This window comes from Longispora urticae, assembly GCF_053902585.1.
Genome location: NZ_JAQZSH010000021.1, coordinates 135,883 through 150,870, shown reverse-complemented (window position 1 = coordinate 150,870; position 14,988 = coordinate 135,883). Strand labels below are relative to the sequence as shown.

At 74.1% G+C, this 14,988-nt stretch carries 9 protein-coding genes and 1 pseudogene; 6 read left to right on the top strand and 4 right to left on the bottom strand.

The features are described from left to right. Position 1 precedes the first annotated feature (1 nt). Positions 2–1,126, top strand: coding sequence for an acyltransferase family protein (locus PT931_RS11875; protein ID WP_456245779.1), 1,125 nt, complete (start codon positions 2–4; stop codon positions 1,124–1,126). Between the two features lie 67 nt (positions 1,127–1,193). Here the strand turns inward: PT931_RS11875 and PT931_RS11870 are convergent, their stop codons facing one another. From PT931_RS11870 to PT931_RS11855, 4 genes are all read right to left on the bottom strand, one after another. Beyond that, positions 1,194–1,544, bottom strand: coding sequence for a VOC family protein (locus PT931_RS11870; RefSeq protein WP_363726498.1), 351 nt, complete (start codon positions 1,542–1,544; stop codon positions 1,194–1,196). A gap of 81 nt (positions 1,545–1,625) precedes the next feature. After that, the gene (locus tag PT931_RS11865; protein ID WP_456245778.1) at positions 1,626–5,561 is read right to left on the bottom strand and encodes an Lhr family ATP-dependent helicase; all 3,936 of its coding nucleotides are present in this window, start codon (positions 5,559–5,561) and stop codon (positions 1,626–1,628) included. Positions 5,562–5,632: 71 nt separating this feature from the next. After that, entirely contained in the window at positions 5,633–6,364 is a 732-nt protein-coding gene (gene leuE / locus PT931_RS11860) for a leucine efflux protein LeuE (RefSeq protein ID WP_456245777.1), read from the bottom strand. After that, entirely contained in the window at positions 6,365–7,546 is a 1,182-nt protein-coding gene (locus PT931_RS11855; protein ID WP_456245776.1) for a bifunctional pyridoxamine 5'-phosphate oxidase family protein/GNAT family N-acetyltransferase, read from the bottom strand. A gap of 34 nt (positions 7,547–7,580) precedes the next feature. Between PT931_RS11855 and PT931_RS11850 the strand changes: the two genes are divergently transcribed. From PT931_RS11850 to PT931_RS11830, 5 genes and pseudogenes are all read left to right on the top strand, one after another. After that, positions 7,581–8,906: an aminotransferase class I/II-fold pyridoxal phosphate-dependent enzyme gene (locus tag PT931_RS11850; protein WP_456245775.1), complete on the top strand. Its 1,326-nt coding sequence runs from the start codon at positions 7,581–7,583 to the stop codon at positions 8,904–8,906. A 67-nt stretch (positions 8,907–8,973) separates the two neighbouring features. Further along, complete coding sequence (locus PT931_RS11845) at positions 8,974–10,395, top strand: MFS transporter (protein WP_456245902.1); 1,422 nt, start codon at positions 8,974–8,976, stop codon at positions 10,393–10,395. Continuing rightward, entirely contained in the window at positions 10,392–10,592 is a 201-nt protein-coding gene (locus PT931_RS11840; RefSeq protein WP_456245774.1) for a DUF3046 domain-containing protein, read from the top strand. Before PT931_RS11845 ends, PT931_RS11840 begins: the two co-directional genes overlap by 4 nt. A gap of 208 nt (positions 10,593–10,800) precedes the next feature. Further along, the gene (gene recA, locus PT931_RS11835; protein WP_456245901.1) at positions 10,801–11,841 is read left to right on the top strand and encodes a recombinase RecA; all 1,041 of its coding nucleotides are present in this window, start codon (positions 10,801–10,803) and stop codon (positions 11,839–11,841) included. A 1,937-nt stretch (positions 11,842–13,778) separates the two neighbouring features. Beyond that, a pseudogene (locus PT931_RS11830) lies at positions 13,779–14,411 on the top strand (regulatory protein RecX); the annotation flags it as partial. Positions 14,412–14,988 lie beyond the last annotated feature (577 nt).

Sequence of the window (14,988 nt, the reverse complement as noted above, 5' to 3'; positions counted from 1 at the left end):
AGTGGCGACGGACACCCCAGCGGAACGTAACCGTTACGTCGATTTCCTCCGCGGCTTCAGCCTGATCGTCGTCGTTGTCTGGCACTGGGCGTTCACGATCATCCGCTGGCGGGTCGACGGCCCGCACGCCACGAGCCCGCTGCGCTTCACCACCGGCCTGTGGATCTTCACCTGGCTGCTCCAGGTCATGCCCCTCTTCTTTTACATCGGGGGTTATGTCCACCTGAAATCCTGGCTCCGGGCCAAGGCGCGCGGCGACGGTCTGGGCGGTTTCGTGTGGAAGCGCGTCAAGCAGCTCGCCATCCCGGCCCTCGCCCTGCTGCTCACCTGGGTGGCGCTCGGTGTGGCGCTGGAGGGCGCGTACGGCCTGAAATGGATCATGCAGGCCGTCAAGCTGGTGGTCAGCCCGCTGTGGTTCCTGGCCGTCTACCTGATGCTGATCGCGCTGCTGCCCGTCGCGCTCTGGCTGCACCGCCGGTTCGGGGTGCTGGTCCTCGTCTGGCTCGGCGGGCTGGCGATGTGCATGGACATCCTGCGGTTCCGGTACCACTTCGAGTGGGCCGGCTGGGCCAACCTGGTCATCGTGTGGGGGCTCGCCCACCAGGCCGGCTTCTTCTACCGCAAGGTCGTCGACGCCCCGCGCAAGGTCGACTGGTCGCTGCTGTGGATCGGGCTGTTCGGCCTGGTGGGCATGGTGTTCTCCGGGCTGTACCCGGGCTCCATGGTCGGCGTACCCGGTGACAAATGGTCGAACATGGCGCCGCCCACCTTCGTGATCGTCGCGCTGCTGCTCTTCCAGATGGGCGTCGTCGAGGTCGCCCGGCCGCGGATGGAGGTCCTCCTCGAACGGCGGCGCTGGCGGTGGTTCACCGAGGTGATGAGCCGGTTCGCCCTGCCGCTGTTCCTGTTCCACACCACCGGGATGGCCATCTCCCGGTTCATTGGCTGGATCTTCGGCCAGCAGCTCGACGACCGGGTGCCACCGGACGCGCTGTGGTGGCTGGCCCGGCCGCTCGCGATCCTCGGGCCGCTGGTGTGCACGTTGCCGGTGATCCTGGTGTTCGGGCGGCGCTGGGTGCGCCGGCCGGCTCCCGCGGCGGAGCCGGTCCGGGTGGAGTCCTCCTAGCGCGTTCCGGGGCGCCGGCCGGTGTCCGTGCGGCCCGGGCCGTGTCCCGCCCGGTCGGCCGCGCGGCCTACTCCTTGCACAGGCAGAACGGGTGCCCCACCGGGTCGGCGTAGACCCGCCAGCCCCGGTCCTTCCGGGTGTCCAGCGGCCGCGCGCCCAGGGCCAGCGCCTTCGCCTCGCCCGCGTCCAGGTCGGCGACCGTGAGGTCGAGGTGCGACTGCTGCGGCGCCTCCGGGTCCGGCCAGCGCGGGGCCCGGTAGTCGGCGACCCGCTGGAAGCTCAGGTCCACCCCGTCGCCGCCGACGGTCACCCAGTCGTCGCTGGTGTAGGTGACCTTCCTGTCCAGCAGCTCCGCGTAGAACCCGGCCAGCGCCGCCGGGTCGGGACAGTCCAGTGCGACCGATCCGAGCTTGATCATCGTATTCCTCCGACACCAGTGTTCAGCGATTACCGGTTACACCGTAGTCGACGGGACCCGATCCCGGAACCCGGAAGACCTTTATCCGGTTACGGAGGCGCCCGACCCGAAATCCGACGGTCCGACCAGCCCCGCCAGGGACGAGGTGCCCGGCACCAGCCGCGCGGCACGCCCCCGGGTACCCGGGTCGTCCGTGAACCACAGGACCTCCGCCCCGGCGTACACCACCAGTCGGCCCCCGACCAGCACGACCACGGCCCCGCTGTGCCGCCCGGGGTGACCTGGGCGGGTCGGGCCCACCGGGTGATCCTGGAGGTTCGGGCCCGCCGGGTGATCTGGGCGGCCCGGGTTCTCCGGGTGGCCCGGGTGCGCCCCGGGGGTCCGGGGAGTGTGGTCCGGGCCGTTCCGGCCGGCCGGGTGGTCGGGCCAGGGGAGGGCTGCGCCGAACGGGTTGGCCGGATCGGTTGCGGCGAGCAGCACCGCCCGCCCCGCTGGCGCCGACCGCAGCGGGACGAGCGCATCCCGATGCGCCACCCGGTCGCAGCCCCGGTCCCGGTCGCCGGGGCGCCCGTTGTCACAGCCGCCCGCCGCGACGACCCCGTACCGCCTGAGCAGCTGGTCGGCGCGTGCCGTGGCCCGCCGCCCGGGGTCGGGGTCGGGGGCGGGCAGCCTGAACCACCGACCGGTGGCGGTCGGCGGCGTACCCCTGGCGGGACGTGCCTTCCGGGTCCCCGGGGTCGCCGCCCGTACCGGGGCGAGGGTGTCGTTGCTGACGTACCCGGCCCAGACGAGTTCCCAGAGGGCGCGGAGCACCTCGTCGGCGACGTCGGGCCCGGGCGCCAGCGAGCCGTCGGTGAACCCGCCCGCCGGTCCGGCGGCGGCCCCGCGCGGCGGCGGACCTGCGGGCGAGCGACCTGGCGACGGGTGCCCGGTCCCTCGCCCGACCGCGGCCACCAGGGCGGGAAAGAACAGCGCCCGCTCCTCCAGCGCCGCCAGGACCGCCGCATGCGTCGGAGACAGCTCCACAGTGGCTGGTGGGGGGAGGAGCAAGCCGGCATCCCGTGCCAGGTACAGGGCCACGTGTCCGGGGCCGCGGCCCGCCCACAACAGCTCCCCGGAGCGGCACGCCTCGTCGAGGAGTCCGGGGGTGAAGTCGGCGACCCGGGCGGGCAGAACCAGCCCCTCCAGGTCTCCGACGGGTACGGCGCACCCCTGGAGCCGCTCCACCGCCTCCAGCAGCCCCGCGACCCCGACGCCACCGGAACCGACTCCCTGCCAACCGGGCAGGAACGCCGCGAACGCCCGCGCCGACACCGCCCCGAACGTCTCCCGGAACGGCGCGGGCCCCGGCACCGGCCAACCCGACAGCCCCGCCAGCAGGTGGTGGTCCAGCGCCACCGCCTGGCGCACACTCCCAGCCGTAGCCGTAGCCGTAGCCGTAGCCGTAGCCGTAGCCGTAGCCGTAGCCGTAGCCGTGCCGTCGGCCCCCTCCGACCCGGCCGCCGCGACGGTCTCCACCTCCCGCACGACCACCCGCCCGGCCGCGATCCCGCCCATCAGCGCGGCGAGCCCACGGACGTCGAGCACCTCCGCGAGCAACCCCCGGGCCGCCTCCAGCGCGATCGGGAAGTCCCCACAGCCCCCGACGGCGGCCAGCAACTCGTCCGACCGCTCCCGCTGCCGCCGCCGGGTTTCGCGCCGCCCCGGATCGGTACGGGGCAGCAGCAACGCCCGCGCCGCCCCCGCACGGAACGCCTCCGCGAACTGCTCCGACCCGCCGATCGCGCCCACCACCAGGGAACCCACCTCCCCGCCGTCGAACACCACCAGCTCGCCGCACGGCACCGCGTCGACCATGTCCGGCATCCGGAACGTGAGGGTCGTGTCCGAGTACGCGACCGGCGTGTCCAGCCCGTGCCGTCCGCGAAGCCGCACCCCCAACGCCTCGGCCCACGCCGCGTGGACCCGCCGGCCGTGCACACTGTGGACGGTCACCAGCCAGTCGCCGTTCTCGTCCCGGCACCGCTCCACAACGACGGTCCCACCATCCGGCAAGAGGCCCGCGGCCCTCCGCCCGGCCAGGTACGCGTCGAGAACGGCGGCCGCCCCCGCCTCGAGGACAGCCGGCCGGGCGCCGTCGCCCCGGGGTCGGACCCGACAGTCCTCGGGGCCGGCCGCGCTGTTCCCAGGTCCGGTCGCTCCGCCGGCCTCGCCTGCCGCGGAGCCGGTACCAGGGAGGACGTGCCCGTTGGGCTCCAGGTCTTCGTCCGGGCCCCCTACAGGCCGGGCAGCCCGGACGGATCCATGACCGACGGGGTCGACGACGCCGGTCTGGGCAGGAGTTTCCGGGGACCGGACCGCCACCTCCACCGGGGCAGAGGTGTTGTCGGGGGCGGGCGTGACGAGTACCCGGTCAGTGGTCGGTTCTGTGATCTGCCAACGGGTTGACCCGAGGAGGAGGACGTCGCCCGCGCGGTAGCCGGCCGCCTCCGCCTCGCCGAGGTCCCCGATCCGTGCGGTGCCGGCGAACACCGGGACCAGTCCCCGGTCGCGCCCGGCCCGCACCGCGAGTCGCTGCGCGCCGGGCCGGCCCGTGACGACGCCGGTCACCCGGTCCCAGTCGAGGCGGGGCGGCACGGACGGAAACCGGCCGGCGAGCATGTCGAGCGTCGCGTGCAGGGCCGACGTGGGCAGGCCGGCGAACGGGGCGGCGCGGCGGACCAGCGCGGCGAGGTCGGGCACGGTCCAGTCGTCCATGGCGACCATCGCGGTGAGCTGCTGCGCCAACACATCGAGCGGACCACTGCCCGCCGCCGCACCGGGTTGGCGGCAGGCCGGTGCTGATCCGTCGGGATTCCCGCTCAGCGCCGCGCCGAGCGGGTTGCTGGCCAGTGTGGACGCGTCGAGCGGGTCGGTGCCCGGCTGTTCCGGGAACTCCGGAACGTGGTGCCCGGTGAGGCGCGCCGCCGCGTGCAGGTCGCCCGGATCCCGGGGCAGGACGGCGACCCGGGGCGCGAGCCCGAACCGTCGGGCCGTCTCCGCAGCCGGGGGAGTGCCGCACTGGACCACGAGTTCGACGGTCCCAGGGCCGAGGCCGAGGTCGTTGGCGGAGGTGGCGACGAGGGCCGTGACCCGCCCGCCGAGCAGGTCCGCGACCGCCCGCGCGCGCAGCCCGGAAGCCATTCCACCGTGGTGCGCCCGGGCGGAGTCCAGCCGCGACGCGAGCTGCTCGGCCTCCTGCCGGGACGACACGAACACCACGGCCGTCCCGTGCCGCCCGACCAGCTCCCGGACCCGCCGCGCACCGTCCACGGGCGGCACCTCGACCACCACATCCGTGCCGGCGGGGGCGTTTCCCACCGTGGCGTCGGCAGCGGCGCGCGTCTGGTCGGCTGGACGCGACCCGGTCCGCGTCACCGGGACGACCTCGCAGGCGGTGGACCCGGCGCCGCCGGGAAAACCCGACAGACCATGCGGCGGGTACGCGGCCAGGCCCACCCGCCGCGCCGGTACCTCCAGCAGGGCATCGAGCCGCTCCAGGGACAGGGCGAGGTGCGCGCCGCGCCGGGTGCCGTGCAGCAGGTCGAGTCCGGCCACGACCACGGTCCGCACCCCGCGCAGTCCGGCGCGGGCCCGGGAGGTGAGCAGCAGGTACAGCGACTCGGGGGTGGTGGCCAGGATGTCGGGCTGGGTGCGTTCGAAGGCCCGGCGCTCGGCGGTGGGCGTGTCCCCGGTCCGCACCCCGACCGTGTACCCCGCGCCGCCCGCACCCGGGCCTGCCCGGCCTCCGGTGCCGAACCGAACCAACGGCACGGGCAGGTCGCGCCCGACATCGGCGGCCAGCGTGGGCAGCGGGCTGACGTACAGCACCCGGCAGCCCCCGCCCGGCCGGCCGAGCGCGGCACCCACCTCGGCGACGGCACCCGCCCCGACGACCACCACGTGCCGCCGCCCGGTGTCCGGCCCCGTTCCGTGCGCGGGGACGTGCGCGGCACCGGTCCGGGCTGCTGTGGTCACCGCCCCATTCTCCGGGGCGGTCCGCCCGGTCCCGGGTGCCGACACGGCGGGCCGCGTACCCGGAAAGGGGGTTAGAGCGAGGCTGTGGCGAGTTTGGCGCTGAAGCCCAGGAACAGTGCGCCCGCGCCCGTCGCGAGCAGCGCGGACAGCCGGCGCCGGCGGCGGAACTGGGCCGCGAGCAGGACACCCCCGAAGATCAGGGTGCTCAGGTACGCCAGGCTGAACACCTGCACGATCGCGCCGAGCACCACGAAGGACAGCGCCGGGTGCGCGTAGGTCGGGTCCACGAACTGGATGAAGAAGGAGACGAAGAACAGGATCGCCTTCGGGTTCAGCAGGCTCACGGTGAGCGCCCGCCGGAACGGCCGGTGCGCGCCCCCGACCGGCTCGCCGACCCCGCCGGCGGCATCGGACCCGCTGGCGGCGACAGCCCCGGTCCCGGCATCGGACCGTGCGACGGCATCGGATCCGACAGCGGCGGACCCGGCGGCATCGGCCGGCGCACGCCACGACCGCACCGCCCCCACCACCATCCGCAGCCCCATATAGGCCAGATAGGCGGCCCCGGCGTACTTCACGGCCATGAACGCCGCCGGATACGCCTGCAACAGCGAGGCGACCCCGGCCGCCGACAGCACCATGAGCACGGTGTCGCCGACGAACACCCCGGCCGCGCCGCGATACCCGGCCCGGATCCCGTGCCGCGCGGCCGTGGCCAGCACGTAGAGCGAGTTCGGCCCCGGCAGCAGGATGATCAGGAAGGCGCCGAGGACGTACGTCCACAGGTCGGTCACGCCGAACATTCAGCCCTCCAGCCGGGTACGCGCCTCGGGCCACTCGTCGGCCGTCATGCCGTACCAGTATGTGTCGCGGAGCGTGCCGTCCGGCCGGACCCGATGGTGACGGATGACACCCTCCAGCTTCGCGCCGAGGCGTTCGATGGCCTGCTGGGAGCGGGTGTTCCGATTGTCCGTGTGCCAGGTGACCTTGAGCGCGCCCAGCTCGTCGAAGGCCCGGCTGAGCATGAGCCGCTTGGACTCGGCGTTGAAGCCGCGCCGCCACCAGGGCTTGCCGAGCCAGGTGTACCCGATCGCGACGGCCCGGTTGCGCGGGTCGACCTGGTAGTACGAGGTGGTCCCGACCGCCTTCCCGGTGGCCAGGTCGATCTGGGCCCACGCGACCCGCTCCTGGTCGGCGATGGCGCCGTCGATGATGGCGGCCATCTCCTCGACGGTGTTCGGCTGAGGGGTGGACAGCCACGGCCACACCTCGGGGTCCGCGCCAGCCTCGAAGAGGTCCGCCGCGTGCCCGGGGTGCAGGGCCTCCAGCCGGAGCCGGGTGCCGGTCATCGTCGCGGGGTGGTGCCAGGGGGTGGCCGCCAGGTACGCGGGCGGCTCCTCGCCGGTCTCCGACACGGCGGCGAGCCGGGTGGTGACGAGCGGGACGACCCCGGACCAGTACGGCAGGTCGGCGTCCTCGGGTTCGTTCACCGGGCCGCCGGCGCGGGCCTTGACCGTGACCTCGTCCAGGTCGAGGGCGAGGAGGACGGTCTGCGCGAGTTCCTTGGGGCTGGGCGGCCGGGAGTCCGCGGACCGGCCGGCGGCGACCTTGTCCATGAACGCGGCGAACGCCAGGTCGCGCTCCACCGGGTCGGTGACGACCTGGGCGATCCCGTGCGCGATGACGGACCGGTAGTTGGCGGAGTGGTTGAACTGGGACTTCGACAGGACGAGGCCGTCGACCATCGTCACGGACAGGCAGAGCCGCAGCTCCGCGTCGCGGCCGTGCAGGGCGAACCGGCCACCGGTCGAGCCGTGCACGTAGACCCGCTCGCCGACCCGGACGTGGAACATGGGCAGGATGCGGGGCTCGCCGTCCACGACGAGGCCGAGGTGGGCGACGTGCGCCTCGTCGAGGGTCCGGTGCAGGAGCTCGCGGTCCTCGGTGAACCTGATCGACTTGCGCAGGGGGAGGGTCCGGGTCATGGCGGCACCTTTGTTCTAGTACAATCTGCTAACTGTGCCAGTACATTATCAGTTCAGCGGGGACAGCGCCGTCTCCATCGCGGCCAGCGTCGAGGCCGGCATCCGCACCGGGGCCCTGCCCGTGGGCGCGCCGCTGCCGCCGATCCGGGGGCTCGCGGCCGAGCTGGGGGTGAGCCCGGCGACGGTGTCCTCGGCGTACGCGACGCTCCGGCAGCGCGGGGTCGTCGAGACCGCCGGGCGCAACGGCACCCGGGTCCGGGAGCGGCCGGCGGTGGGCGGCAGGGCGGGTCACGTGCTCCCCGTACCCGCCAATGTCGTCGATCTGTCCTCCGGCTCGCCCAACCTGGCGCTCGTGCCCCGCCTCGGCCCCGTCCTGGCCCGGATCGACCCGCGACCGGTCAGCTACCGGGACGCGGGCGTGCTGTCCGAACTGGCGGCGGCGGCCCGCGACCGGCTCGCCCTCGACGGGGTCACGGGCGAGGAGATCCTGGTGACCAGCGGCGCGCTCGACGCGATCGAACGCCTGCTCGGGGCGGCGCTGGGCCCCGGCGACGCGATCGGCGTCGAGGACCCGGGCTGGGCCAACCTGCTCGACCTGGCCGCCGCGATGGGCCTGCGGATCGTGCCGGTGCCGGTGGACGAGGCCGGGCCGACCCTCGACGGGCTGGCCGCGGCGCTCGCGGCCGGTATCCGCGCGCTCGTGGTCACGTCCCGCGCGCACAACCCGACCGGCGCGGCCCTGACCCCCGAACGGTCCGCCGCGCTCCGGGTGCTGCTCGCCGCGCACGCCGACGTCCTGGTCATCGAGGACGACCACTGCGGCGACCTGGACGACGTGCCGCTGCACCCGCTCGCCGGGGTCACCCCCGCCTGGGCCTACGTCCGCTCGGTGTCCAAGGCCTACGGCCCCGACCTGCGGCTCGCCGTCGTCGCCGGGGACGCCGCGACCCTCGGCCGGTTGTCCGGCCGGCTCCGGCTCGGCGCGGGCTGGGTGTCCACGCTGCTGCAACGCGCCGTGCTCGAACTGTGGGCCTCCGCCGACGTCGCCGCCCAGGTCCGCGCCACCAGCGCCGTCTACCGCGCGCGCCGCGCCCGGCTCCTGGGGGCGCTCTCCGACCGGGGTCTCCGGGGATACGGGCGCAGCGGCATCAACGTCTGGCTTCCGGTCCCCGACGAGACCACGGCCGTCGCCCGGCTCCGGGACGCGGGCTGGGCCGTGGCGGCCGGGGCGGCCTACCGGCAGGTGAGCCCCGCGGCGGTCCGGATCACGATCAGCGGGCTCCCCGACGACCAGGTCGAGCCCCTGGCTGACGCGGTCCTGACGGCCGTCACGCCGACGTCAGGGAGCCGGAGTGTCTGATCTTGGGCGTGCGAGGATCGGGGACGTGAACACCGCTCGGGTCCAGCGCCGCACCCTCCGCCTCCTCATGATCACGAACGTGATCGGAGGGGTGGGCGTCGCGATCGGCATCGCGGTGGGCGCCCTGCTGACCGCCCGGCTCACCGGCGGCCCCGGCCTGTCCGGCCTCGCCCAGAGCGGGGCCGTCGTCGGCGGCGCCCTGATGGCCATCCCCATGACCCGACTGATGAACAGATCAGGACGAAGGCCGGGACTTCTTCTGGGGTACGCCGTCGGCGCGCTCGGCGCCCTCCTCGTCGTCGCGGCGGCCGTGACCGAGTCCGGGCCGCTCGCCTTCCTCGGCATGTTCTGCTTCGGCGGGAGCACGGCCGCGAACCTGCAGGCCCGGTACGCGGCCGTCGACCTCGCCGAACCCACCCGGCGCGGCTGGCAGCTGTCCATCGTCGTCTGGGCCACGACGATCGGCTCCGTCGCGGGGCCGAACCTGTCCCGGCCGGCGGACGCGCTGCTGCGGCGGGCGTGGGCCGACCTGCCCGAACTGGCCGGGCCGTTCGTGTTCAGCGCGCTCGCGTTCGCGGTGGCGGGGTTGTTGATCTGGGCGTTGTTGCGGCCGGATCCGCTGGTGGTGGCGCGGGGACTGGCCTCGGCTCAGGAGTCCGGGGTGGCGCCGGCCGGGTCCGGTGGCGCGCCGCCCCGTCCCGCCTCGGGCGCCCCCGTTTCGACGGCCTCCGCTCCGGCCCCGCGCGGCACCGGCTCCGCCCTGGCCCCGGACCCGGTCGGGGAGGCGACTCCCGGCACCGGATCCGCACCGGGTGCCCCCGGCTCCGCCCCGGGTGCGGCGCAGGGCGGCCGGGGCGGGGTGGTCGCCACCGAGCGCCGGTTCGGGATGCGGTCCGCGTTCCGCCTGGTCATGGAGATTCCCGCCGCCCGGCTCGGCCTCGCCGCCACCGCCGTCGGCCACCTCGTCATGGTCGGCGTGATGTCCATGACCCCCATCTACATCGGCCAGACCCCGGGCATCGACCACGGCGACGTCCTCAGCATCGTCGGCCTCGTCCTCAGCCTGCACATCGCCGGCATGTACGCCCTGAGCCCTCTCGTCGGCCTCGCCACCGACCGGTTCGGCCGCCGCCCCGTCATCCTCACCGGCCTGGGCCTGCTCCTGGCCGCGTGCGCCATCGCCGGCACCGCCGACCACGGCACCCCGCAACTCTCCGCCGGCCTGTTCACCCTGGGCCTGGGCTGGTCCTGCACCATGATCGGCGGCTCGACCCTGCTCGTGGAGTCCGTACCCGTCACCCGCCGCCCCGCCGCCCAGGGCCTGTCCGACCTCGTGATGGGCCTGTCCGGCGCGGGGGCCGGCGCGCTCGGCGGCGTGGTCGTGCAGATCGCCGGCTACCCGGTCCTGGCCGTCCTGGCCGCCGCGTGCGCCGTGCCGGTCCTCGCCCTCGCGCTCCGGGTGCGTTCCGCTGTTAGGGTCGGCGGGTGAGACAGACCGATTTCTGGTACCGGCTGGAGCAGGTGTTCGGCGCGACGTACGCGGGCAGCGTCGCCTCCGACCAGAACCTCTCCCAGCTCGGTGGCCTGACGATCCGCGAGGCGCTGGCCGGCGGCGTGGCCACGGTCACCGTCTGGCGGGCCGTGTGCGCGGCCTATCCCGAGCGGGTACCCGCCAAGCTTCGCTGATCTTGTGCCACTTTTCCGGGGCTTTTGTTACCTTTTCGTATGGCTCACCGGAGCAATACCCGTGTCGCGACTTGAATAGAACACGTGTTCGGCTAATGTGCTTACTCGTGGCAGGCGGGTCGGGGGAAGAAATGTCAGACCCGCCGCCTACGGTGTCAGCGTGAACAAGCGAGCGACCGCGAAGACGGCGACTACAGGGGTGACGGCGATGGCAGCAGGTCCGGACCGTGAGAAGGCGCTCGATCTGGCCCTCGCGCAGATCGACAAGCAGTTCGGCAAGGGCTCGGTCATGCGACTGGGTGACAGGACGGCACAGCCCATCGCGGTGATCCAGACCGGCTCCATCGCGCTGGACATCGCCCTCGGGATCGGCGGCATCCCGCGCGGCCGGGTCGTCGAGATCTACGGGCCGGAGTCCTCCGGTAAGACCACCCTCACCCTCCACCTGATCGCCAACGCGCAGGCCAACGGCGGCATCGCGGCGTTCATCGACGCGGAGCACGCCCTCGACCCGGAGTACGCGAAGGCGCTCGGCGTCGACACCGACGCCCTCCTGGTCTCGCAGCCCGACACGGGCGAGCAGGCCCTCGAGATCACCGACATGCTGATCCGCTCCGGCGCGATCGACCTGATCGTCATCGACTCCGTCGCCGCCCTCGTGCCGCGCGCCGAGATCGAGGGCGAGATGGGCGACAGCCACGTCGGCCTCCAGGCCCGCCTGATGAGCCAGGCGCTCCGGAAGATCACCGGTGCCCTGAGCAACTCCGGCACCACCGCGATCTTCATCAACCAGCTCCGCGAGAAGATCGGCGTCATGTTCGGCTCCCCGGAGACCACGACCGGTGGTAAGGCGCTCAAGTTCTACGCCTCCGTCCGGCTCGACATCCGCCGGATCGAGAGCCTCAAGGACGGCACCGACGTCGTCGGTAACCGCACGCGGGTCAAGGTCGTCAAGAACAAGGTCGCCTCGCCGTTCAAGCAGGCCGAGTTCGACATCATGTACGGCAAGGGCATCAGCCGCGAGGGCTCCCTCATCGACGTCGGTGTCGAGCAGAGCATCATCCGCAAGTCCGGCGCGTGGTACACGTACGACGGCGACCAGCTCGGCCAGGGCAAGGAGAACGCGCGGAACTTCCTCCGCGAGAACCCGGACGTGGCCGCCGAGATCGAGAAGAAGATCAAGGAGAAGCTGGGTGTCGGGGCGGTCCTCGACGCCGACGCCGTTCCGGCCCCGCCGGTCGACTTCTGACCGTGACCCGGCCTGACGACGCTGTTCCGTCCCATCCCGTGTCGTCCTCAGAGGAGCACGGTGACGGGCGCGCCCTCGACGAGGGCGCGCCCGCGCCGTCCACCCCACCGGCATCCGATGCATCGCCGGTATCCGATCCGTCGCCGGTGGTCTCGCCGGTGTCCGGTCCGCTGCGGCCCGCGCCGACGGCGGACCCGGTTCGGCCCGCCTCGTCCTCCGGCCCGGTGCCGCCCACGTCGGTCGGGCCCGATCCATGGGCGCTCGACCCGTTACGGGCGGATCCTTCTGCGGCCGGGCCGTCGGCTTCCGGACCGTCGGCAGCCGGGCCGGTGCCTTCCGGACCGGTGGCTTCCGGCCGTGTCGGGGCGCCTCCGGTGGGGGCGGGGTGGTGGGAGCGTGACGTGGTCGACGCTCCCGATCCGTGGCCGGGGTTTCTCGCGGGGTTGGGGCGTTCTCCGGGAGATGGTTCCGGTGCGGGCCTGACCGTTGCCGACCGGGCTGTTTCTCACCCGGCTGTTCCCGATGAGGCTCCCGACCGGGCTGTTTCTTCCCGGGCTGTTCCTGGTGGGGTTCCCGACCCGGCTGTTTCTTCTTCGGCTGGTTCCGGTGGGGCTCCCGACCGGGACGTTTCCGACGGGTCCGGTTCTCAACAGGCTGTTCCCGGCAGGGCCGGTTCCGAGGTCGTTTCGGGCCGGGCAGCCGCTGATCCGGCTCGCGACGCTGGCCTGATCGACGCTTACGCCCACGACCGGGGCCTGAGGTCCGGTGGCTTACCGGAGCTGGTTCCGGAGGTCGGGCAGGCACTCGACGGGGTTCGGCTCATGCGGGCCGCTGACCTCCCGTCCCCGGCCGCCGACGCGCCCGCCGGGCCGGATGGCGTCCGCCGGGGCACCGGCCGCGTGCTGCCCTGGTCCGATCAGCCGTTGGAGGCCGACGGTCGGGGCTCCCGACGCCGCTCGTCCCGTGCCGCCAGGGCGACACCGCCGGACCATGAGGACCCGCAGGCCGGACCCGCCGAAGACGCCGACGGTCCGACCGCCCGGACCCGGCGGCCGTTCGGGGACGGAACCCGGTCCACCTTCGGGGAGAGCACCCGCTCCACTTTCGGGGGCGGCGGCCGTTCCGGCTTCGGGGGTGGCGACCGCTCTGGGGGAGGTGACCGTTCCGGCTCCGGGGGCGGCGACCGCTCCAGCTTCGGGGAAGGTGGCGACCGTTCCGGCTTCGGTAACGGCACCAGGTCCTCTTTCGGTGACCGCCGGGGTGGCCTGTCCCGTGGTGGGGGACTGGGCTCGAAGAAGAAGGCCAGGGGAGCCGGCGACGAGCTGCGGACCACCTCCTCCGGCCCATGGCAGACCTTCGGCAGCCGCGCCGACGACTCCGATCACACCGACGCCCCGGACTCCCACGAGGATTCCCGTACCCGGTCGGGGCGCGAGGCCCGGAACCGTCGGGGCGGCCAGACGGTGCGTCCGGATCAGGCGGATTCCTGGCGCGACGAGTCCCCGGACACGGAGGCGCGGTGGGCGCACGACGACGCGACGCTGCCGGAGGCGGGGCCTCGGCACGTCGAGCCACCGGCCCGGGCGGCGCGGGTCAAGCGTGACGAGTCTCAGTTCTCGGGGGCGAAGGTCGGAGCGGAGTCCGACGCCCCGGTCCCGGACTGGCACCCCGCCGCCCACGGCCACGAGGAGTCCCCGGACTACGACCCGGCCACCGCCCCGGTCCTGCCGCGGGCCACCTACTCCACCGGCGATCTCAACGCCCACGATCTCAACGCCCACGATCTCAACGCCCGCGATGCCGGTGCTCGTGGCGGCGGTGCTCGTGGCGGCGGCGACCGCGACGTGGATGCCCGGGAAACCCCGCCACGGGAGCCCCAAGCCTGGGAGCCCCGGCCTGAAGCGCTACGAGCCAAGGAGCCCCGGGCCAAGGAGCCCCGGGCCCGCGATCCCAAGCCGCGCAAACCCAAGGAACCCCGCCCCCGCAGGACCCCGGAGGAACGCGCCCAGGCCGCCCTGGAGCGTGCCGAGGCCGCCCGAGCCGAGATCGCCAAGAATCCGGAGCAGGCCGCCCGGGCCATCTGCCTGCGCCTGCTCAACGACCGGCCGCGGACCCGCTCGGAGCTGGCGGCCGCCCTGGCCAAGCGCGGGGTACCCGAGGAGGCCGCCGCCGCCGTCCTGGACCGGTACGACGAGGTCGGGCTCATCGACGACGCGGCGTTCGCGCGGGCGTGGGTGAGTACCCGTCATCAGGGTCGGGGTCTGGCTCGTCGGGCGCTCGGTCAGGAGCTGCGGCGCAAAGGGGTCGACTCGGACACCATCGGCGAGGCGCTGGAGGAGCTCGACCCGGAGACGGAGGAGGCCACGGCGCGGGCGTTCGTGGCTCGGCGGATGCGGTCGGTGAGCGGGCCGCCCGAAGCGGTGCTCCGCAAGGTGGTGGGCGCGCTGGCCCGGAAGGGGTACCCGCCGGGGTTGGCGTTCCGGGTGGTGAAGGAGGCGATGGAGCAGGCGGGACAGGAAGCGGACTTCGATCCGGACGCCCTGGAGGACAGCCACCTCGGGGACCTCTGAATCCCCGGGGACCGAGAAGCCGCGGTGTCCAGACCACAGGCCGGGGCCGCCGCGCTACCCGCTCAGGACGAGCTCCGGGCACGCTGCCACGTTTCCCGTCTGAGTCCGGCCGTCGACCGGCACGAGGCGTGCCCCAGCCCTGAGCCCGGGAGCGCCCCGGCCCCAGGCCGGCCCCGGCCCAGCCCCCGGCTCAGGCCCCCGGCCCAGACCCCAGCCCCGGCCAGCCCGGAGCCCCGGCCCGGGCTCGAGCTGCGTGCCCCGGCCAGGTGCCAGCCCCAGCCCCGGCCAGGCCCCAGCCCGGGGTCCAGGCCGGGGTCCAGCCCATCCCCAAGCCCGGGCCCCATCCCCAAGCCCGAACTCCGGCCCAAGCCCGAGCTCCGGTCCTCGGCCCAGCCCAGACCAGGCCAGCCCCAGCCCGACCCAGCCCAGGCCGGCCCCAGCCCAGGCCCAGCCAGGCCCAGGCCCCAGCCCCAAGCCCACCCCACCCCACCCCACCCCAATATGCGCCCCCCACACGAAGACCCAGCTGGATATCCCGACCCGACCAACCCCGGACCAACCAACACCCACCGCCCGG